Source organism: Neobacillus niacini (genome assembly GCF_048572935.1).
In the GTDB taxonomy this organism is placed as follows: domain Bacteria; phylum Bacillota; class Bacilli; order Bacillales; family Cytobacillaceae; genus Neobacillus; species Neobacillus niacini.
The window spans coordinates 1,200,641-1,220,392 of the sequence record NZ_CP183883.1; the positions used below are offsets into that span (position 1 = coordinate 1,200,641).

Consider the following 19,752-nt stretch of genomic DNA (forward strand, 5'->3'; position numbering starts at 1 on the left):
TTTCTGGCTATTTGTGATACAAGAGCAGGATAGTGTGGTAAGGGAAAAGTCAATTCGTGTATATTTTACAACTTTTCTAATTAACTTAAGAACGATACTGATTAGAAGAGGGTGTAGTATGGCGAAAAATGGTTATCGGTCATTCACCATCATTTCACTAAGCATGGTCTTTATTCTAATGTCTTCCTGCGGTCAGTCACATAGAAAAGAAGAAAATGACAGTACGAATAAAACTCCTCGCGACGTTTTAGGTTTCTACACAGAACAGGAAGGAGTATTACCAGGGTCTCAGCCTACAGTTGACTCGCATTCCAACAGTTTAAGCAGCATTGCACCTTTTTGGTATAAGCTCGATGATAAACAACCAGGCAATCTGATTGATTCGGTTACAGCCGATCATAAAAAAATCGTTATTAAGAGTGCTCATGAGAAGCACCTCAAGGTATATATGGTTGTACATAATCTCTTTTATGAAACCGTGGAGAAGGGCAAGCAGGTAGCGAGTAATGTACTCATTAACGATAGTAACCGCAATGTTTTCATTCAGAACTTACGCAATGAAATGAATCAGTTTGAGTATGACGGTATTAATATTGACATGGAAAATTTGAATTTGTCTGATCGGGATTCCTTTAGTCTGATGATAAAAGAATTATCTGATGCTTTGCACCGTGATGGAAAAGTAGTTACGGTTTCAGTCCCGGCAAACACAGGTGATTCCCGTGCTAACCCCTGGTCACCATGGTTTGACTACGAAAAACTTGGTCAATATTCAGATAGGTTAATGCTTATGACCTACGATGAACACAATCCCAGAACAAAACCCGGGTCAACAGCGTCAGTCGATTGGACAGAAGCAACGATTCAGTATGCCCTGAAACAGGGAGTCCCACCATCAAAAATATTACTAGGTATCGCAGGTTATGGCTGGGACTGGGATACAACAACAGGCAAAGCCGTGTATAGCTCCTATGCACAGGTAATGGATCAGAAAAAAAAATATAACGCTAAAGTGGTATGGGACTCCCGTTCGCAAACACCTCATTTCAGCTACGTAGATAAAGATCAACATAGCCACCAGGTATGGTTTGAGAATAGCCATAGTCTGGGGTTTAAGCTAAACCTTGTAGAAAAATATAACCTACGGGGAATCGGGATTTGGCGACTTGGTTTAGAAGACCCACTGTATTGGACTACCATATCTGAGAAAATAAAAGTAAAAAAGTGATGGTATGGTTCGCAGTCTTTTTTCTATTAAACTTAATGATACTGAATTGAAACGATCCTTCTTTCATTCCCGTCTATAGTTAAGATAGGAATTTATAAATCTAAATGGGGTAACTAAAAGGGGGGATTTATTTAGAATTCAGAACTGAAAGGTTATTAATTAGGCCATTTAAGGGTACAGACTTACAAGATGTATTTAACATTTATAATAATGAGGCGACATGTAGACGTTCAGATTTAAATTTATGAAAGCAGCAGTAAGATTGAACTTTAAAAGGCAAGGTCATGTCTAAAGTTGTGTGAACTTCAGACAAGGTAGAGCATAAAAAGCCAGGTCATGTCTGAAGTCGTGTGAACTTCAGACAAGGATGAGCATAAAAAGCCAAGTCATGTCTGAAGTCGTGTGAACTTCGGACAAGGAAGAGCATAAAAAGCCAGGTCATGTCTGAAGTCGTGTGAACTTCGGACAAGGAAGAGCCTAAAAAGCCAGGTCATGTCTGAAGTCGTGTGAACTTCGGACAAGGAAGGGCATAAAAGCCAGGTCAAGTCCGAAGTCGTGTGAACTTCGGACAAGGAAGAGCATAAAAAGCCAGGTCATGTCTGAAGTCGTGTGAACTTCGGACAAGGAAGAGCATAAAAAGCCAAGTCATGTCTGAAGTCGTGTGAACTTCGGACAAGGAAGAGCATAAAAGCCAGGTCAAGTCCGAAGTCGTGTGAACTTCGGACAAGGAAGGGCATAAAAGCCAGGTCAAGTCCGAAGTCGTGTGAACTTCGGACAAGGAAGAGCATAAAAAGCCAGGTCATGTCTGAAGTCGTGTGAACTTCGGACAAGGAAGAGCATAAAAAGCCAAGTCATGTCTGAAGTCGTGTGAACTTCGGACAAGGAAGAGCCTAAAAAGCCAGGTCATGTCTGAAGTCGTGTGAACTTCGGACAAGGAAGAGCCTAAAAAGCCAGGTCATGTCTGAAGTCGTATGAACTTCGGACAAGGAAGAGCATAAAAAGCCAAGTCATGTCTGAAGTCGTGTGAACTTCGGACAAGGATGAGCATAAAAAGCCAGGTCATGTCTGAAGTCGTGTGAACTTCGGACAAGGAAGAGCCTAAAAAGCCAGGTGAAGTCTGAAGTCGTGTGAACTTCGGACAAGGTAGAGCCTAAAAAGCCAGGTCATGTCTGAAGTCGTGTGAACTTCGGACAAGGAAGAGCATAAAAAGCCAGGTCATGTCTGAAGTCGTGTGAACTTCGGACTGAATTTTAACCGCCTTTATATACTTAATAATCCTACAAGGAGTTGTGATGATGAAATTACTGCTTACATCTGGAGGCATTAATAACAAAAGCATACATGACGCGCTGGTTGACATGCTGGGCAAACCAATCGCCGACTCCAACGCCCTGTGCATCCCTACCGCTATGTACGGACACCCCTGGGTCGGTCCCGGCGTCAAAGCCTGGGAGTTCATCAGCGGGAAAGAACAGAATCCGATGGTCAACCTGGGCTGGAAGTCCATCGGTGTGTTGGAGCTCACAGCGCTGCCAAGCATCGACGAAGAACGCTGGGTGCCGCTGGTCCGGGAGACGGACGTCCTGCTGGTGTCGGGCGGCGACGCCCTCTATCTGAGCCATTGGATGCGGCAATCCGGGCTGGCAGACCTCTTGCCGTCGCTGAACGCAGTCTATGTGGGAATGAGTGCAGGGAGCATGGTGATGGCACCTAACATCGGGGAATTCTTCGTTGGCTGGACTCCACCCAACGGTGGTGATGAAACACTGGGCCTTGTCGATTTTGCAATGTTCCCGCATTTGGATCACGAAATGCTGCCGTATAACACGATGGCTAATGCAGAGAGATGGGCCGCCGGGTTGCAGGGGCCGTCGTATGCAATGGATGATCAAACCGCGATCAAAGTGATTGACGGTGAGGTCGAAGTTGTCTCCGAAGGGCATTGGAAATTGTTTTCGCACTGAAATTTCTCCGCTGCGGTGCTTTATTTTATAACAGAAGGGACTGTTTTTCGGCAGTCTCTTTTTCCTTTTCGTTATTGAACTAACTGGAGTTTAGTTGAATAAAAAGTCAAATGCTTCTTAAAGGTATAAATGAGTTGATAAAATTGGGGAGTGGAATGAATGGGGATAAGAAAAGCAAATGTTGAGGATTGTAAGCAAATTTCTTTGTTATTAAAACAGTTGGACTATCCAGATGTGGAACCTTTTATTAGAGAAAAAGTTGAAATACTTCTTATGGACCCAAATGAGGAGTTATTAGTGTTCGAAGAAGATAAAAGTGTTATTGCTTTAATTTCGCTTCATTTTATACCTCAATTAGCTGTAAAAGGAGATTTCGCACGAATAAGCTATTTCGCAGTTGATAAAGACATTAGAAGTAAGGGGATAGGACGTAAAATTGAAGAATATTGTACTGATTTAGCTTTAAAAAGAAATTGCGATAGAATCGAAGTACATTGTCATTCAAGGAGAAAAGACGCACATAGGTTTTATATGCGACAGGGGTTTACGGAATCCCCAAAATACTTTATTAAAATGTTACCTCAATCTTACTAATATCCGTATTCTTTCTTCAACTACTAGGGGCTTTTCTTTAATAAAAAGCTCTCTTTTTGTATGTACACGTTCCTGAGGTCGTTTCGCAGGTGAAACCTAACAGAAGTAATGAATGAAATGAGCATAAATATTGTACTATTTTAATAGAATGTTAAGTAGTGGGTAAGTCTTCGATCATAAAATAAAAGGGGATATTTCATGACGAAAAGAATAATTTTGCTGCTTAGCAGTTTACTGCTGTTATTCCTGCTTGCTTCATGCGGAAAGGATAAAGATAAAGAAGTGGTGAAAGAACCAGATACTATTGAAAAACCAAAAACACCAGTTAAAGAAGAACCAGTCAATGAAGAACCAACGAAAGAAGAACCAGCTAAAGAAGAGTCGAATGAGCAGGCTGCACTTACTATAGAGCAAGCGAAAGTAATCATGGATGATTTAGTTGGGAAAATTAGAACTGTCTATCATGAGGCCGGATCCAAGTATCATTTAGTCGACCAGGTTTTAACAGATGAAATTTATCACTCTATGTCAAAGGATTTTCAGCCAATTGCGACTGAACAACTTATTAAAACGGACTTGTTTGAGATCGCGAAGGACTATTGTTACAGTGGTTGTGATGCCAGGTATTTTCCTGGTCCTACTGGATACAGCCTACGCTTTAAAATACTCGATTCTACTAGTGAAAAAGTAATCATAGAGCAAATTTTCCCTGAGAATGAACTATATGGCCCTATCATAGAAACAGTTACGTTAAAAAATATAGATGGAACTTGGAAATTGGACGATTTTACTTTTGCTAATGTTCTGCTGAACTTGACGAAAGAAGAAGCTATGGAAGTGATGACAATGAATGGCTTCAGCGGATATCAGTTTGTTAAAGAAGCTCAATGGGAAGACCCGAATAAGGGACTACGGAAAATATATGTGTTTCAAGTTAACGGTAACCTAAATGAGCAGGTCGCTATCTTTGCAGATACCGGATATACGTATATCCTTCCAGAGGGCACGCCATTAGTAAGCAGCTAAAAGTAACGTTAACAAACTGGGTGCAATAGAGAAAAAGGCAGCGGACGATCCGTTGTCTTTTTCTAATTTTCTATAAAATTCACTTCTACTACGTCCAGTTAACTTAGTAAACATAAGTGGATTTTACTATGTTTGAAAATAAAGGGAGAAATTCCGGCTATATTGGCAAATACCCTTATTTCATTAAAAATAAAGGAAGCTTTTCCGCTTATAGTAGCCAAATCTTTGGATTTTGTCTTATTTAGAGCAGTTAATCGGAATATATCCGCTTATATATGCCTCTTAGCAACCTCGATATACATTAGCCTGAAATTCTCCGCCTATAAGTTCACATGACATGCCTTTACGATAATCACAGAACATAGGACCAGTGAATAGACGAATAAAAATAATAAACCAGTAAATATTAGGTAATATTATTATCTATGATAACCCGATAGCACCAATCATGTAGTAAATTATCTTACTTCTATAAAGAAGTTAAAAGAGAGAGAAAATATGAGGTTTTTAAAGAAAAAGAATAGAAAAATGTTGAATCCTTTTACCTCTTTACCAAGCAGTCAATCGATGGAATCCAACCAAAAGGATAGCTTAAACACGAGTCTTCAACAAAATATCCAAACGCTAAAAGATACCCTTGGGAAAAGTTCAGATATCATCATACGTGAAATTCGAATTGGAAAAGAAGGAACCATTAAAGCGGGTATTATCTACACGGACGGACTAACCGATACACCCTCATTACAAAACTTTATTTTGGAAACGCTCATGCTGGATATCAAGGAGATTGATTTACACAAAAAATCTCCCGAGCAAAACCTAATTAGTGTATTAAAAGATGTGGCTTTAACAGTTGGAGAAATCAAAGAAGAAACTAGTTTTGACGCTATCCTTACTAGCCTTTTGTCCGGGGATACGATTATTTTACTCGACGGATATGCGGAAGGGTTAATCATTTCCAATCGACAATGGGCCGAGCGAGGGGTTACGGAACCAACGGCCCAAACGGTAGTAAGAGGGCCACGAGAAGGATTTACCGAAAATTTGCGAATCAATACGGCTCTAATCCGTCGAAAAATTAAGGATCCCCAACTTTGGATGGAGACAAAGACTATTGGAACACGCACGAAAACCAACATTGCCATCGTTTATATCCATGACATTGCAGATGACAAAATCGTGAAAGAAGTCAATTTACGTTTGGATCGAATCAACATTGATGGAATTCTCGAAAGTGGGAATATCGAGGGATTCATACAAGATTCAACCTATTCGCCTTTTTCTACGATTTATAACACGGAGCGTCCAGATGTAGTAGCTGCAGCACTGCTAGAGGGGCGTATCGCTATTTTAGTAGATGGAACACCATTTGCATTACTTGTTCCAGCATTATTCATTCAGTTTTTCCAGTCTCCTGAAGACTACTATGAGCGTACGGTTTTTGGGAGCCTTATTCGAACCCTTCGATTTATAGCATTTATCATTTCTTTGCTTGCACCTGCATTGTTTATTGCCATTACAACGTACCATCAATCCATGCTGCCGCCTGCACTTCTCCTTAGTCTGGCTGCCCAGCGGGAAGGTGTCCCATTTCCAGCATTTGTTGAAGCGCTCATTATGGAAGTCACCTTTGAAATTTTGAGGGAAGCAGGCATAAGAATGCCGCGTTCCATTGGTACGGCTATGTCGATTGTAGGGGCATTTGTGATAGGTACAGCAGCGGTCGAAGCAGGATTAATTTCAGCTATGATGGTCATCATCGTTTCCATAACCGCCATCTCTAATTTTGTTTCACCCTCTTACGAAATGGCCATCGCAGTAAGGATACTTCGTTTTGTATTTATGGCGTTAGCTGCTTCGTTTGGATTATTTGGCATTATGGTTGGTTTAATTGCTCTTATTCTGCATTTATGCAGTTTGCGTTCTTTTGGCATCCCTTATATGTCTCCGATCGCTCCATTTAATACTTCTGATCAAAAGGACACGTTTATTGTCCGACCTATATGGAAAATGATTACTCGACCTCACCTAATGAATCAAAAAAATTGGATTAGGCAGCAAGATTCAACCGCTGCGAAACCAGAACCGCCAGAAAATAAGAAGGATGAGGGAAGTTCGTGATGAATAAGTGCCTATTTGCGATCCTCATTCTCAGTCTCTTTCTTACAGGATGTTGGGACCGCCGAGAATTGAATGAACTCGCCATTATGCTGGCGATGGGAGTGGAGAAAGTGGAAGAGGAATATCAAGTATTCGCTCAAGTGGTTGTACCTTCAGAAGTGTCCATGAAAGGAAGTACGGGGAGTACCAAGGTAACCCTCTACAGTGCTAAAGGGGAAACAGTCTATGAGGCTTTTCGGAAAATGACAAAGGACTCGCCTCGAAAAATATATCCTGGACATCTTAAAATGCTTGTGATAGGTGAGGAATTAGCGAAAGAGGGGATCGGTGAATCCTTAGATTTACTGTCAAGGGATTGGGAACTCCGGCCGGATTTCTATGTCGTGGTAACGAAGGATACCTCCCCCAGTGAAATACTGAATGTCACGACAAATCTAGAAAGCATACCCGCCGATAAAATGTTTAACAGTCTTCATATGTCAGAAAAAGCGTGGTCCGGTACAAAAAGTATTACCTTAGATGAGCTCATATCCGATCTTATAAGTGACGGGAAACAAGCTGTCATTACAGGGGTTCAATTAATAGGAAACTCTAAAATAGGATCTAGTAAAAAGAATATAGAAATGGTTTCTCCTGCCGCTTCCATTCAATATGATCATTTAGCCGTATTTAAAGGAGACAAACTAGTAGGCTGGTTAACGGAAGACGAAACCATAGGTTATAGTTATGTCACAGATTCAGTAAAAACATCAGTTAGACGAATTTCTTGTCCTGAAGGAGGGAATGCCACAATAGCGATCGAGGAGTCCCATTCTGATGTTAAAGGTTATATAAGAAAAGGGAACCCGGAAGTGGACATCACTATTAAAGTGGAAGGAAACATAGGATCGGTAGAATGTAAAATAGATCTGAACGATTTGGGAAACATTGCAGAGCTTGAGAAAATATACGAAAAAGAAAAGATAGCCATCATTAACAAAATGATTGACACATTACAAGAAAAATATAAAACGGACATATTTGGATTTGGCGAAGCCATCCATCGATCGAATCCAAAGGAGTGGAATAAAATGAAAGATCATTGGGACGAGGAGTTCTCTAACGTAACAGTGAATGTTAACGTAGATTTGAAAATTCTGAGTACGGGTACGGTAAATAACTCCTTCTTAGAAAAGATAAAGGACTAAAAAACATGCTGAAAGTGATAGGAATCCTTTTGATTGCAGCTGTTATTTTGTGGATGGAGGTTCCACCTCTCTTGGAAAAAAAGGATAAAAAAGAGTTGGTGGTTTTTTCTATTTTTCTTGTGATTGGGTTAGGATTAAGTATTGCACAAGGGTTAGGAAAACCCATTCCTAATCCACTGGACTTACTAACTTTGGTGTTTAAACCGATTCATGATGTTTTGGTTCGTTGAAATAAAAGAACTCTTGCGGAAGGGAAGTCTTGGTATGAAATGATGCAAAACGTAAAAATAAATTCATATCAATTTCTAGTTTTAGTCACGCTATTCACGATTGGTACGAGCATCTTAATTGTCCCATCCGGTTTAGCTGACAAAGCAAACCATGACGCTTGGATTGTCGCCATCGTAGGTATGGTGATCGGACTTGCAGTGATAGGGCTATTTTGCTTCATCGCACAATGGTTTCCTCATCTTACCTTTATACAAATGAACGAAATGATTTTAGGAAAATGGCTGGGTAAAGCCGTCTCGCTATTGTTTGTATTCATGTCTTTTATCTATGCCTCAAGTCTTTTGTTTTATTCTGGGACATTCCTTAACACACATTTGTTGCCCAATACTCCAATGGCCTCCCTTAATATTCTAATGGCGATTATTATCGTCATGGGAGTCCGTCTAGGATTAGAGACAATTGCTCGTTCTGCTGAAATCTTTATTCTTGTTTTCTTCGTTCTTTTTTTCTTTTTAGTGTTATTTATTTCACCTGAGGTTAAGTTTGAAAATGTACAGCCTGTCTTTGAGGCAGGGACTAAAACAGTCATTCAATCAGCTTTTCCTTTTATTGAAGTCACTTCTGTCAATGCAATCGTTTTATTAATGTTTTTTCCTATCAATGTTACCAATAGGAAACAAGCGAATAAATCCTTTTTTATTGGATACGTAATAGGCGGTATTGTTATCATCATCTTTACCTTTTTGAGTGTTTCCGTATTAGGTGCTTATAGTACGGCGGCAGAGGTTTTTCCAAGCTATGAATTGGCCAAAAGAATCAATATTGGGGACTTTATACAACGTATTGAGGCATTTATGGCTGGATTATGGATTATCGCCCTTTATTTTAAGGCAACCATTTATTTTTATGCTTCCGTGTTAGGGATTGCCCAAATACTGAATTTGAAAGACTACCGACCTTTGATATTACCATTAGGAATAATTGGCGTGGTCCTCTCACTAGTGATCTATCCTAATGTCGTTTACCAACAAAATTGGAACCAGACGACAGGTATATTCTTTTCGTTTTCGATTGGATTGTTTTTACCGCTTTTGCTGGTTGCGGTGTATGTTATTCGAAAAAAACAATTGAAAAAGGCACCTGAAAGTTCTTGAGAGGATAGAAAGGTGTTAGGGAAAAGATTGACGTAATAATATATTCAATACAACTTCCAATTACGATTATCTTAAGGTAATCTTATTACGGGAGTTGGTTAAATGGTAAGAAGGTACGAAGAATTAGACTCTTTAAGGGGAATTGCTGCCTTAACCGTAGTCATAAATCACTTTTTTAATGTTATTCCAATGTTTTTTAATGCTAATAACTATCCTAATGGGCTTTTATTAAAAATCCTAAAGTTTACTCCCGTTCATATTTTTTGGGCGGGACACGAGGCAGTAATCTTGTTTTTTGTTTTAAGTGGCTTTGTGTTGGCGTTACCCTTTTTAAAAAATAAACAAGGGTCCTATAAAGATTTTTTGGTAAAAAGGTTCTTTAGAATCTATATACCTTATATTTGTGCCGTTACTGCAGCGATCATATTAAAAATGACGATTTCTAGAAATGGTATTGAAGAATTAGGAAAGTGGTTCAATTTTGCTTGGACAGAAGACATCACATTAAGTCAGATTCTCCATCATCTATTTGTTTTGGGCGACTTTAAAAATTATGTGTTTGATCCGGTAATCTGGTCCTTAATACATGAACTAAGGATCTCACTTGTCTTTCCATTCATTATGATTCTAGTTATTAAATATAATTATAAGATATGTCTTGGATTCGCACTGACAGCCTCAGTCATCAGTTATTATGTAAAAACTTCAATCCTTTATAAATTAAATTATATGGATTACTCAACTTCCTTTGTTGACTCTTTACACTATATGTCTATGTTTATTGTCGGGGCATTATTGGCTAAATATCGAGAAAAACTCCAAGAATACATTAAAAATAGGTTAACAAATATGATTTTGTTTGGATCTGCCATCCTATTTTACACCTATCCTTGGTGGTTTTTGATTTATAATGAATCGGTGCATAAATATGTAATAAATGACTGGATGATTACAATAGGGGCAACCATATTTATTATCCTATCGTTTTCATCGAAAGTATTTTCTACTATTTTGTCATTAGGTATTTTCAAGTTTCTTGGCAAAATATCCTACAGCCTGTATTTGTTCCATGCTATTGTTTTATTGTCATTTATTAACCTATGGTATGGAGTCTTACCATATTGGCTAATCATTGTCTTGGCTTTTCCAGCAGCCATTATGGTTTCGTGGATTGCCTATTACGCCTTTGAAAAACCATCAATGGAATATGGCAGAAGAAGAGTTAAGCAGGAAAAAAGCGAACAACCAAGAGTTGCTTAGAGCATAAGAGTCCTTTTATAGGGCTCTTTTCTTTTTTTGAGGGCAATTTTGTCCACACCATGGGACTGCGCCATTCATAGTTTATGGTAAAGAAACTAGGAGGATGAAGCTATTGGCTGAGCACGATAAAGATTATAAACCGAAGGGAGAAAGTGACCGTTTCACAAGGTTAATGTTCGGAAACAGTAAACAGAGCAACATCAATGATGAAAGCGATGATGAACAAGTCAAGTCCGAACAAAAATACAATTCCAATTTCGGTAGGGAATCAAATGGCCACGATGATTGGTTTTGGGGGAATAGGAGAAAAGCTTCGGAAAAGAAATCTAATCTAAACCCGATTGAAAATACGCTGAAAAATGTCGATTTGGAAAAGCTTATGGAAACCATGCATATGTTTGTTACAACATCTAATCAATATAAACCAATCATCAAGGAAGTCAGCCCTTTTTTTAATCGCTTCCTTAAAAAATTCAAATCCAATAAGGATTGAAAAATCAGAATGTGTCTCTTTATGAAGAAGATTAGTGTAAATTTCTTAGCAATTTTTGACTTTTATGTGCATTGAGGACAAATCACGTGAGTACCAAGCGAGGATATGTCCTCAATACAGGGTCTTGAAGACAAATCGCATGAATCTAAGCAAGGATTTGTCCTCAATACGGGCTCTTGAAGACAAATCGCATGAGCCCAAGCAAGGATTTGTCCTCAATACGAGCTCTTGAAGACAAATCGCATGAGCACCAAGCAAGGATTTGTCCTCAATACGGGCTCTTGAAGACAAACGCGTGAGTACCAAGCAGGGATTTGTCCTCAATACGGGCTCTTGAAGACAAACGCGTGAGTACCAAGCAAGGATTTGTCCTCAATACGGGCTCTTGAAGACAAATCGCATGAGCCCAAGCAAGGATTTGTCCTCAATACGAGCTCTTGAAGACAAATCGCATGAGCCCAAGCAAGGATTTGTCCTCAATACGGGCTCTTGAAGACAAATCGCATGAGCACCAAGCAAGGATTTGTCCTCAATACGGGCTCTTGAAGACAAATCACCTGAGTACAAGGCAAGGATTTGTCCTCAATGCAGGCTCTTGAAGACAAATCACCAGTGTACCTGGCAAACGTATCGTATTCTAAGAAATAATTAAACTATAATTATTTACTGTAGATAATGCGTCTACAAAGATAGAAATAGAAAAATGGCATTTTTGATATCTATATTTAGGTTAAATACGGTGGGAAATCATACTGTATATATGGGGCTTTTAGTTGAAAAGAAAGAACACCCTAGTGCACATTTAACACTGTATAAAGAAGTAGGCTTTTTTATTTACATATTGTTAGGAAAATTAGGGAATATTGTACAAAAAAGGATTGTTTGGTTAGATGGAGGTTTATTTATGGAGGAAGGCAATCGTGTACAACTTACATCAGTAGAGATAACAGCTCTTTGGACATCCTATATTAATGATACTGCCATTGCTTGTCAGTTTAAATATTTTTTAACCATAGTTGAGGATGAAAAGATTAAAGCATTAGTCAAACATGCTTTTGAAATTGCTCAAGGAAATCTTAAAACACTAACTGAGATTTTCAAAAAAGAAAAGTATCCAATACCTTATGGATTTAAACTTAATGAGGATGTAAATGAAAATGCTCCTAGATTGTATTCAGACACATATTTTTTGAATTACCTCCATCAAGCATCACAAATTGCTCTGCAAGGGTACAGTATGAATCTGTCAGTATCAGTTAGAGCAGATGTTTACAGTCATTTTAGTGAGTGTATTTCACAATTAGTAATTTTTCTTAGGGAGGTTAAAGAGCTTTTATTATCTAAAGGTCTTTATATCAGGTCTCCTTATTTACCTACACCAGATGATATTGATTTTGTTAAAAAACAAAATTTCCTTAAAGGCTTTTTTGGGGAAAAGAGACCACTAGTAGGTACAGAAATTTCAAACCTCTATGTTAACTTTCAAAGAAATGCTTTTGGAGTTGCAACCTTAATAGGATTTAGTCAAGTTGCACAATCAAAAGAGATAGCTAAGTTTTTATTTAGAGGTGTAGAAATTGCCAAAAAGCATTGTGATGTTTTTGGAGCTATCCTTAGAGAGGATTACCTTCCAGTACCTATGGCATGGGATTCAGATGTAACTGAGTCTACAGCTTATACTTTTTCAGATAAACTTATGATGTTCTATACTACATCCCTTATTGCCCTAAGTATTGGATTTTATGGTACTAGTATGGCAATGAGTCCTAGAAGGGATATAGGTCTGCATTATATAAGGGTTACCGCTGAAATAGCTCTGTATGCTGAGGATGGAGCTAATATAATGATTAAAAATGGGTGGCTAGAACAGCCTCCTATGGCTTCTGATAGGGATGATTTAATAAAAAAATAGAATCAATTATAATACATATTCAAGTCCTTCTGTATAAAAACTGAAAGGGCTTATTTTATAATTTAGGATTTAAGCAATTCACTTAGAGTAACGGTCAGGATGTGGAAGAGTAATAATTTTAACTTGTTAGTAGATATTAAAACCAACCTATTCATAAAGGGTGTTACTAATGCGTGTTGTTCTGGGTCTAACACTTGTACTTTGTTGCTGGAAATTTGGGGATATAAAAAATTGGAGAAAATATTACTCCACTATTTTATACTTGATTGTAAATAATTTATTATATAACTTCTTTGTTAGCGGAAAAAAATATTTTCTATGGAAGTTAGAACCAGATTTTTTATTAAACCAAACCTTTTCATTTTTAGTACAAACTTTCATTATTTTCCCGTGTATTGTAATACTGTTTTTGTCGTATTTACCGATGTCTCAGAAGAAAGTAATATCATATTTAATAATATCGGCATCAATTCTTGTTGGTATTGAAACCATAATGTATTTAGCTGGAAAAATTACATACCATAACGGTTGGAATTATTGGTGGTCAGTTGCCTTTAATTGTTTATGGGTTATTATGTTAAGATATCATTACTTTAAACCTATTCCTGCTTGGGTTGTTTCGTTTTTATTTACAGCATTTTTTATTATTTACTTTCATGTTCCATTACCTTAATACTAAACGTCCCTTTGTTCAACTAATAGGTGAGTTACTTAAAGTTTGGCTGCCATTTTCAGCAGAAAGCTATAAGCTAGTACAAAGGAGGAGTGACGAATGAAATTTATGATGGTTGTGAAGGCTTCGAAGGATTCTGAAGCAGGGACAATGCCAAAGGATCAGATGGAAAAGATGTTTGCTGCGATGAAAAAATACAATGAAGAACTGAAAAAAGCAGGAGTTCTGGTATCAGTTGGTGGACTTCATCCAAGCTCCAACGGCATTCGTATTTCTTACCCTGTTCCGGGAGAACCGCCGACCATAACAGAGGGTCCTTTCGCCGAAGTCAATGAGTTGATTGCCGGATACTGGTTCATAGATGTGAAATCCCGCGAGGAAGCCATCGAGTGGGCGATGCGTGCGCCAGATCCGCATGGTCTTGGAGAAGGACAGATCGAGCTTCGCCAAGTATTTGAATAGACAAATAAGCTGAACGTCAGATTAACAATGATTCTATTGAAGTGGTTCTAATCATTCATAAATCTAGGAATCAAAGATATAGGAACAATAACCATCACACTAAAGAAGGCTTCTCTACCTAGAGAACCTGAACTGGCAGGTTTGGGGTATTTACATTATGCACTTTGGGAAAATTGTGCATTCCCAGCTTTTTTATTTATCAATTTACATAATAGCGGCATGAACCAACGATCCAATCCCACCTTTCCAGCATTTATTCCTGCCAAGAATAAGCAATCCTAGTAAAACCATTTGGGGATTTGTACTTGTTGTTCCAGGTAACATATAAGCAAAGTTCATTGTAAGGCCCATTAGTATAGAAAATGACGTGAAAATACCCAAAATTAGTCCGAGACCTACTAAAAATTCTCCCCAAGGAACTACATTAAAAAGGTCAACGTGTGGTAATGCAACCTTTTTTAAAAAACTTCCCCACCAAGGTTGAACAGCAGGGTTTTCACCAGACATATTTTTTATTGCTCCATTAATAAAGCTGCTTGCATCAAAGTTACCACTAGAGATTTCCCCCAGCCAGCTTATCCCGGCTGAGGATTGAAAACAATAAATAGGGCAAACATAAACGGATTCAGAACTAATCTGTGGAATAAAAAAAGGTGCATCACTATTGTGGTAGCACCATTGGTGTGGATTAATCCCAGATACGGACTCTTGGAACCCCTGCTGTTCTTAAATAATCCAATAACTGACCCGTATGAATAGATTCATGATAGCCAACACGTAATAACATGTCGCCTAAATCTCTTATGTAACCTGAATCAGAGCGGTCTATCTTTATATTTTCTAAGTCTTCTTCAGAAAATGACTTGATTGTTTCTATGAACGCTTTTCTATAAGGTTCAGCATATTCCAATTCGGCATTTACTGAGGTAAATGGACGATTTTCGAAAGGAGAATTGAAAACGGACAAACTCCCGCTATTTTTAATTGCTAAGTGATAGTAATGTTCACTTTCTAGTACGTGTCTAATCATTTCTAGGCAATTCATTGCTTCACCATCTGGCTTCCAAAGAAGTTTCTCATCAGGAATAGAAGTCCAAACTTTAATGCTTCTTCTCCTAATTTCATTAAAGTTTAAAATAATTAAATCAATAGAATTCATTAAAATTCCTCCTTTTATTAGAATATCTTAATTATACACGAATGAATGTTCGTGCCGGTGGAAAAAGAGAAATATTTAGATAATTTATTACTGTTTCCAAACAATAATCTTGTGGAACGGGTATTTTCTCCCTTCTGCTTAAAAAATTTTTGTCCAAAATGCGACATAATTGTATCTGTGATAAATCAGAATGTTCCTCTTTTGTTCTCCGTAATAAAATCTGATGAGGATTAGTCTAAATAAAAAAGAAAACAGAAGCGTCGGTTGACGCTTCTGTTCACTAAAGAATTAGTGTTTTTTTTGTGATTCTTTTATAAGGTTAGTACCCGCCCATGAAACTTGCACCAATAATAACTAAAAGAATAAATAGAACCACGATTAGTGCGAAGTTCATTCTAGATCCACCGCCATATCCGCCTTGGTTTGACATAATGTATCACCACCTCTTAATAGAATATATATTATGGAAAGATAGTAATTCTGAAATGGACAAACATGGATTTTTAAATATATTCGTTCAATTACTTTTTAGTTATGATTTTGAGGAGGCTTGTCAACCTGTAGAAGATGGATAAAGCTCCAACTCCAACAAGTTGACTCCATCTAATCACGTATATTGCTCTTTATTTGAGGCTGTACATGCCTGGCACACAAAAAAGGTGATTCCTGAATTTGGAATCACCTCATTTTGATTTTACTTCAGATAAAGTCAATTTGGAAAATGAAAACCCCAAAATGGAGGTCCATTTTTAATTAGTATCCATAACCCCAGAAACTAGCTCCAATAATGACTAAGAGGATAAACAATACGATTAATAAAGCGAAACCTCCGCCAGCGTATCCTCCAACAGCTCCTGACATAAAATCACCTCCTTATTAGGAGGTATTACAATGAGTGGATATATATTATGCTTTTACATGATAAATGACATAATAAGTTTGGTTTTTAAATCATGAGTAATCAAATAAATTCTTATTGGTCTAGAATCGGTAAATATCCCCTGCATATTTTTTCATTTATGGATAACGGAAAAAAGAGGTGCAATATAAAACTGTTACTATGAATTAACAGTGAGGGATAAAATGATGTACCAACAAATTCATGATATGGGAAGCAAATATCATGAATTTAAAACAGACATATGGCTGCAGCACGATTTATTTAGTCTTGGGTGGTGGAGTATCGTCTTAGACGGAGTAATTCCGCTAAATTAATTATTTCCATTTAAAAAAGCTCAAATAGACGTAGAGATTCCGCCTATTGGCTTGAAAATTTTAAAAATGAGAGGTTTTGGTTTGCATAACCGGAGAACCTCCTCTTATATATCCCCAAACAGGCTCCATTCTGTATTTATCCGGAAAGTCTCCGCTTATATAAGATAATTTTAGGACCTTAATGGGTCCTTTGTATTTGTATACATATAGAACATTTGTTCGTATATAATAGTAGTATTAAATACGAAGGAGTGATTCGGATATGACAATACGCGATCGCGGAAAAATGAAGTGGCAAGGGGCGTTCTTTATGCCGGAGCAAGTAATAATGCAGCATGACTTATTCCACGATATGAAGCGGGAAGCTAAGCCGATTTTAGACGAGTATCAGATGGAGGAGTTCGACCTGCGCATTAAGTACGCTCAGGAGTATAATCACGCGGTAAGGTTAACCGTTTGGTCTGATGGCTTTACAACGGACTATACCGGGATTATACATCGCGTTGATCCTATTACGCATGTGCTGCGCCTAGAGGTAAAGCCTGGGGAATATGAGCACATTGTATTCGATGATGTGACCTCGGTGAAGGTTGTAAATTAGGAGGAAACTCCAAATGGGGAAAGATAGTTTAAGAGGAATTATATATAATGAAACTAAATATCCCGATATTTGATATATTTACTAAAAAGGAAAGCTAATTTTTTCAGTAAAGAACTTCCCTTTAGGAGTCGTGAGATAAATCCCAAGAAGACAGTACGTTATTATGAACCGGCAGACGAAAATTAAGATAGTGAGGGACTTAAATGTCAAAGGATGTTGTAATAAAGATAGCAGGTGAATCCGATATAAACTCTATCCTAGAAATCTACAACCAAGGAATTGAGGATCGGATTGCTACCCTAGAGACCGAAATCAAGGATTACGCTTATATGAAGGATTGGTTTGATAGGCATAAAGGGCGTTATAAGGTAATCGTTACGGAACATGAAGGACAAGTCGTTGGATGGTCATCCTTAAATCAATATAATAATCGAAGTGCCTATGATGGAGTAGCCGACATTTCGGTTTATATTTCTAGGCATTACAGGGGTAAAGGGATTGGAAAGAAACTGCTGATCGAGCTTGAATCCCTTGCCAAACAAAATGGTTTTCATAAAATGGTCCTGTTCACATTTCCATTCAATCAGTTAGGTCAAGGATTATATAAGACAATGGGTTTTCGTGAAGTGGGCGTATTTAAAAACCAAGGGATACTCGATGGTAAATTTGTTGATGTGATGGCAATGGAAAAATTATTATAACAGCAACAAGTACAAGGTGTATCTTTATAATCATATACTCAAAAAATATTGAGGAATAAAAATTATAAAAACTCTAAAGCATTGGATTGATGGCCTTTTGTCATCAATCTTTTTATTTACGAAAACTTAACCTTTTAGAACTTGAAATTGATTCTTTACTGTTTTAATATATAAGCAAATAATTATATTGTTTTAAGGATCACTACGGATTTATAAGTTCATGCATGATGTCCTTTAAGCGACAGATAATTATGATATTTTATATAGAAAATATAATTATATACTAATGTGCTTATCTTAAGTTAAAAGGAGGGTTCGGTATGTTAAAATCGATCGTTGAAATAGAAAGAGCAGCGGGTGTTTTAAAGTTATTAGGGGATAAAACACGATTAACGATGGTAGCTATTTTGAAACAACGGGAATGTTGTGTGTGTGAATTTCTAGAAGTGTTTGATATGAGTCAACCATCTATTAGTCAGCATCTTCGTAAACTAAAAGACTTAGGATTGGTTAAAGAAGATCGCAGGGGTCAGTGGATATATTATTCATTGAATTCGAAAAGTGATTTATATGGCCTAATTGAGGATGTTTTAGTTCATGTACCTGTTCAGACAGAAAAAATTAAACAGATTGAAAAAAGTAACCCTACGCTTCGTTGTGGTTGTTAACTCAAGAAAAAAAGGAGTGAAAAAAATGAATAATCCAGAAAAAAAACGTCTATCTTTTTTAGACCGTTACCTCACGCTATGGATATTTTTGGCTATGGCAGTCGGTATTGGTTTAGGATTCCTCTTTCCAGGCTTTGTGGAGGGAATGAACAAATTGCAGGTTGGCACAACATCTATTCCACTTGCAATAGGGCTAATTCTAATGATGTATCCTCCTCTAGCGAAAGTCCGATATGAGGAAATTGGCCGAGTTTTTAAAGATATAAAAGTCCTTGTTTTATCACTTGTACAAAACTGGATTATTGGTCCGATTCTAATGTTCTTGTTGGCAATAATCTTCTTGCCTGATAAGCCAGAGTATATGGTTGGTCTAATCATGATTGGTTTAGCCCGTTGTATTGCGATGGTTATTGTATGGAATGATCTCGCAAAAGGAGATACGGAATATGCAGCAGGGCTGGTCGCGTTTAACTCAATCTTCCAAATGCTATTCTTTTCCGTTTATGCCTATGTGTTTGTGACCATCATTCCAGAGTGGATTGGACTCGAAGGTGCAGTGGTAAACATTACGATGGTGGAAGTAGCTAAGTCCGTCTTCATCTACCTTGGAATACCTTTTATCGCTGGGATGCTCACACGTTTTACATTGGTGAAGGCAAAAGGTAGACAATGGTATGAAAAAGTGTTTATCCCTAAGATTAGTCCCATTACATTGATTGCATTATTGTTTACGATTATCATCATGTTCTCTTTAAAAGGTGATACTATTGTAGCCTTACCGTTAGACGTAGTTCGTATAGCAATCCCATTATTAATTTACTTTGTGTTGATGTTCTTCGTTTCATTTTATATGGGAAAGAAAATTGGAGCGAATTACCCTGTAACAACAACTCTTGCTTTTACTGCTGGGAGCAATAACTTTGAATTAGCGATTGCTGTGGCAGTTGGTGTATTTGGGATCCATTCAGGTGCCGCATTCGCAGCTGTCATTGGTCCGCTTGTAGAAGTGCCCGTTATGATAGCTCTAGTCAACGTGGCATTATGGTTTAAACGAAAGTATTTTAAAGAACATGCATCCTAAGACTAATCTATAAAAGGTGGTA

General features: G+C 37.7%; 22 protein-coding genes and 1 pseudogene. 19 read left to right on the plus strand and 4 right to left on the minus strand.

All coding sequences use genetic code 11. From position 1 onward, the window contains the following. Window positions 1-118 precede the first annotated feature (118 nt). The 14 genes and pseudogenes from ACN6MT_RS05765 (at window position 119) to ACN6MT_RS05830 (ending at window position 14,305) form a co-directional block, all read left to right on the plus strand. Complete coding sequence (locus ACN6MT_RS05765) at window positions 119-1,228, plus strand: glycosyl hydrolase family 18 protein (RefSeq protein WP_419955079.1); 1,110 nt, start codon at window positions 119-121, stop codon at window positions 1,226-1,228. Window positions 1,229-1,353: 125 nt separating this feature from the next. Beyond that, a pseudogene (locus ACN6MT_RS05770) lies at window positions 1,354-1,455 on the plus strand (N-acetyltransferase); the annotation flags it as partial. A 1,068-nt stretch (window positions 1,456-2,523) separates the two neighbouring features. Then, the gene (locus tag ACN6MT_RS05775; RefSeq protein WP_419956386.1) at window positions 2,524-3,192 is read left to right on the plus strand and encodes a Type 1 glutamine amidotransferase-like domain-containing protein; all 669 of its coding nucleotides are present in this window, start codon (window positions 2,524-2,526) and stop codon (window positions 3,190-3,192) included. Window positions 3,193-3,351: 159 nt separating this feature from the next. Further along, on the plus strand, window positions 3,352-3,786 hold the full coding sequence (locus ACN6MT_RS05780; RefSeq protein WP_419955080.1) for a GNAT family N-acetyltransferase: 435 nt from the start codon (window positions 3,352-3,354) through the stop codon (window positions 3,784-3,786). Between the two features lie 198 nt (window positions 3,787-3,984). Continuing rightward, the gene (locus ACN6MT_RS05785; protein WP_419955081.1) at window positions 3,985-4,812 is read left to right on the plus strand and encodes a hypothetical protein; all 828 of its coding nucleotides are present in this window, start codon (window positions 3,985-3,987) and stop codon (window positions 4,810-4,812) included. Between the two features lie 498 nt (window positions 4,813-5,310). Further along, window positions 5,311-6,933 carry a spore germination protein gene (locus tag ACN6MT_RS05790; protein WP_419955082.1) on the plus strand — a complete coding sequence of 541 codons (1,623 nt, stop codon included), beginning with the start codon at window positions 5,311-5,313 and terminating at the stop codon, window positions 6,931-6,933. Then, window positions 6,933-8,120: a Ger(x)C family spore germination protein gene (locus ACN6MT_RS05795; protein WP_419956387.1), complete on the plus strand. Its 1,188-nt coding sequence runs from the start codon at window positions 6,933-6,935 to the stop codon at window positions 8,118-8,120. The genes ACN6MT_RS05790 and ACN6MT_RS05795 overlap by 1 nt, the downstream gene beginning before the upstream one ends. A gap of 5 nt (window positions 8,121-8,125) precedes the next feature. Continuing rightward, the gene (locus tag ACN6MT_RS05800; protein WP_419955083.1) at window positions 8,126-8,350 is read left to right on the plus strand and encodes a hypothetical protein; all 225 of its coding nucleotides are present in this window, start codon (window positions 8,126-8,128) and stop codon (window positions 8,348-8,350) included. A gap of 39 nt (window positions 8,351-8,389) precedes the next feature. Continuing rightward, entirely contained in the window at window positions 8,390-9,505 is a 1,116-nt protein-coding gene (locus ACN6MT_RS05805) for a GerAB/ArcD/ProY family transporter (RefSeq protein WP_419955084.1), read from the plus strand. Window positions 9,506-9,607: 102 nt separating this feature from the next. Further along, a complete protein-coding gene (locus tag ACN6MT_RS05810; protein WP_419955085.1) occupies window positions 9,608-10,765 on the plus strand; it encodes an acyltransferase family protein in 1,158 nt (385 codons plus the stop codon). A 112-nt stretch (window positions 10,766-10,877) separates the two neighbouring features. Then, the gene (locus tag ACN6MT_RS05815; protein ID WP_419955086.1) at window positions 10,878-11,258 is read left to right on the plus strand and encodes a hypothetical protein; all 381 of its coding nucleotides are present in this window, start codon (window positions 10,878-10,880) and stop codon (window positions 11,256-11,258) included. A 739-nt stretch (window positions 11,259-11,997) separates the two neighbouring features. After that, window positions 11,998-13,170 carry a DUF3231 family protein gene (locus ACN6MT_RS05820; protein WP_419955087.1) on the plus strand — a complete coding sequence of 391 codons (1,173 nt, stop codon included), beginning with the start codon at window positions 11,998-12,000 and terminating at the stop codon, window positions 13,168-13,170. A gap of 169 nt (window positions 13,171-13,339) precedes the next feature. Continuing rightward, complete coding sequence (locus ACN6MT_RS05825; RefSeq protein ID WP_419955088.1) at window positions 13,340-13,843, plus strand: CBO0543 family protein; 504 nt, start codon at window positions 13,340-13,342, stop codon at window positions 13,841-13,843. Between the two features lie 99 nt (window positions 13,844-13,942). Further along, window positions 13,943-14,305, plus strand: a complete 363-nt coding sequence (locus tag ACN6MT_RS05830) for a YciI family protein (RefSeq protein ID WP_419955089.1) — start codon at window positions 13,943-13,945, stop codon at window positions 14,303-14,305. Window positions 14,306-14,509: 204 nt separating this feature from the next. Here ACN6MT_RS05830 and ACN6MT_RS05835 read toward each other — a convergent pair whose 3' ends face one another. From ACN6MT_RS05835 to ACN6MT_RS05850, 4 genes are all read right to left on the minus strand, one after another. Further along, window positions 14,510-14,812: a hypothetical protein gene (locus ACN6MT_RS05835; RefSeq protein WP_419955090.1), complete on the minus strand. Its 303-nt coding sequence runs from the start codon at window positions 14,810-14,812 to the stop codon at window positions 14,510-14,512. A 181-nt stretch (window positions 14,813-14,993) separates the two neighbouring features. Then, entirely contained in the window at window positions 14,994-15,464 is a 471-nt protein-coding gene (locus tag ACN6MT_RS05840) for a DinB family protein (RefSeq protein ID WP_419955091.1), read from the minus strand. A 319-nt stretch (window positions 15,465-15,783) separates the two neighbouring features. Beyond that, window positions 15,784-15,894, minus strand: a complete 111-nt coding sequence (locus ACN6MT_RS05845; protein ID WP_326160860.1) for a YjcZ family sporulation protein — start codon at window positions 15,892-15,894, stop codon at window positions 15,784-15,786. 323 nt (window positions 15,895-16,217) lie between these two features. Then, the gene (locus ACN6MT_RS05850; RefSeq protein ID WP_419955092.1) at window positions 16,218-16,325 is read right to left on the minus strand and encodes a YjcZ family sporulation protein; all 108 of its coding nucleotides are present in this window, start codon (window positions 16,323-16,325) and stop codon (window positions 16,218-16,220) included. A 222-nt stretch (window positions 16,326-16,547) separates the two neighbouring features. Here ACN6MT_RS05850 and ACN6MT_RS05855 point away from each other — a divergent pair, with 222 nt between their 5' ends. From ACN6MT_RS05855 to arsB, 5 genes are all read left to right on the plus strand, one after another. Continuing rightward, on the plus strand, window positions 16,548-16,679 hold the full coding sequence (locus ACN6MT_RS05855) for a hypothetical protein (RefSeq protein ID WP_419955093.1): 132 nt from the start codon (window positions 16,548-16,550) through the stop codon (window positions 16,677-16,679). 262 nt (window positions 16,680-16,941) lie between these two features. Continuing rightward, entirely contained in the window at window positions 16,942-17,280 is a 339-nt protein-coding gene (locus ACN6MT_RS05860; RefSeq protein ID WP_419955094.1) for a YolD-like family protein, read from the plus strand. Between the two features lie 203 nt (window positions 17,281-17,483). After that, entirely contained in the window at window positions 17,484-17,981 is a 498-nt protein-coding gene (locus ACN6MT_RS05865; RefSeq protein WP_419955095.1) for an arsinothricin resistance N-acetyltransferase ArsN1 family A, read from the plus strand. A gap of 320 nt (window positions 17,982-18,301) precedes the next feature. Further along, the gene (locus tag ACN6MT_RS05870; RefSeq protein WP_419955096.1) at window positions 18,302-18,649 is read left to right on the plus strand and encodes an ArsR/SmtB family transcription factor; all 348 of its coding nucleotides are present in this window, start codon (window positions 18,302-18,304) and stop codon (window positions 18,647-18,649) included. 25 nt (window positions 18,650-18,674) lie between these two features. Next, window positions 18,675-19,730 (plus strand): ACR3 family arsenite efflux transporter, encoded by a 1,056-nt coding sequence (gene arsB, locus ACN6MT_RS05875; protein ID WP_419955097.1) that lies wholly within the window; start codon window positions 18,675-18,677, stop codon window positions 19,728-19,730. Window positions 19,731-19,752: the final 22 nt, after the last annotated feature.

What these genes read in the sequence shown, in the direction of transcription:
- ACN6MT_RS05800 (WP_419955083.1), top strand. Translation starts at nt 8,126, where the DNA reads ATGCTGAAAGTGATAGGAATCCTTTTGATTGCAGCTGTTATTTTGTGG.
- ACN6MT_RS05830 (WP_419955089.1), top strand. Translation starts at nt 13,943, where the DNA reads ATGAAATTTATGATGGTTGTGAAGGCTTCGAAGGATTCTGAAGCAGGG.
- ACN6MT_RS05805 (WP_419955084.1), top strand. Translation starts at nt 8,390, where the DNA reads ATGATGCAAAACGTAAAAATAAATTCATATCAATTTCTAGTTTTAGTC.
- ACN6MT_RS05785 (WP_419955081.1), top strand. Translation starts at nt 3,985, where the DNA reads ATGACGAAAAGAATAATTTTGCTGCTTAGCAGTTTACTGCTGTTATTC.
- ACN6MT_RS05865 (WP_419955095.1), top strand. Translation starts at nt 17,484, where the DNA reads ATGTCAAAGGATGTTGTAATAAAGATAGCAGGTGAATCCGATATAAAC.
- ACN6MT_RS05855 (WP_419955093.1), top strand. Translation starts at nt 16,548, where the DNA reads ATGATGTACCAACAAATTCATGATATGGGAAGCAAATATCATGAATTT.
- ACN6MT_RS05825 (WP_419955088.1), top strand. Translation starts at nt 13,340, where the DNA reads ATGCGTGTTGTTCTGGGTCTAACACTTGTACTTTGTTGCTGGAAATTT.
- ACN6MT_RS05795 (WP_419956387.1), top strand. Translation starts at nt 6,933, where the DNA reads ATGAATAAGTGCCTATTTGCGATCCTCATTCTCAGTCTCTTTCTTACA.
- ACN6MT_RS05810 (WP_419955085.1), top strand. Translation starts at nt 9,608, where the DNA reads ATGGTAAGAAGGTACGAAGAATTAGACTCTTTAAGGGGAATTGCTGCC.
- ACN6MT_RS05765 (WP_419955079.1), top strand. Translation starts at nt 119, where the DNA reads ATGGCGAAAAATGGTTATCGGTCATTCACCATCATTTCACTAAGCATG.
- ACN6MT_RS05845 (WP_326160860.1), bottom strand. Translation starts at nt 15,894, where the DNA reads ATGTCAAACCAAGGCGGATATGGCGGTGGATCTAGAATGAACTTCGCA.
- ACN6MT_RS05780 (WP_419955080.1), top strand. Translation starts at nt 3,352, where the DNA reads ATGGGGATAAGAAAAGCAAATGTTGAGGATTGTAAGCAAATTTCTTTG.
- ACN6MT_RS05835 (WP_419955090.1), bottom strand. Translation starts at nt 14,812, where the DNA reads ATGTCTGGTGAAAACCCTGCTGTTCAACCTTGGTGGGGAAGTTTTTTA.
- ACN6MT_RS05790 (WP_419955082.1), top strand. Translation starts at nt 5,311, where the DNA reads ATGAGGTTTTTAAAGAAAAAGAATAGAAAAATGTTGAATCCTTTTACC.
- ACN6MT_RS05860 (WP_419955094.1), top strand. Translation starts at nt 16,942, where the DNA reads ATGACAATACGCGATCGCGGAAAAATGAAGTGGCAAGGGGCGTTCTTT.
- ACN6MT_RS05775 (WP_419956386.1), top strand. Translation starts at nt 2,524, where the DNA reads ATGAAATTACTGCTTACATCTGGAGGCATTAATAACAAAAGCATACAT.
- ACN6MT_RS05840 (WP_419955091.1), bottom strand. Translation starts at nt 15,464, where the DNA reads ATGAATTCTATTGATTTAATTATTTTAAACTTTAATGAAATTAGGAGA.
- ACN6MT_RS05870 (WP_419955096.1), top strand. Translation starts at nt 18,302, where the DNA reads ATGTTAAAATCGATCGTTGAAATAGAAAGAGCAGCGGGTGTTTTAAAG.
- arsB (WP_419955097.1), top strand. Translation starts at nt 18,675, where the DNA reads ATGAATAATCCAGAAAAAAAACGTCTATCTTTTTTAGACCGTTACCTC.
- ACN6MT_RS05850 (WP_419955092.1), bottom strand. Translation starts at nt 16,325, where the DNA reads ATGTCAGGAGCTGTTGGAGGATACGCTGGCGGAGGTTTCGCTTTATTA.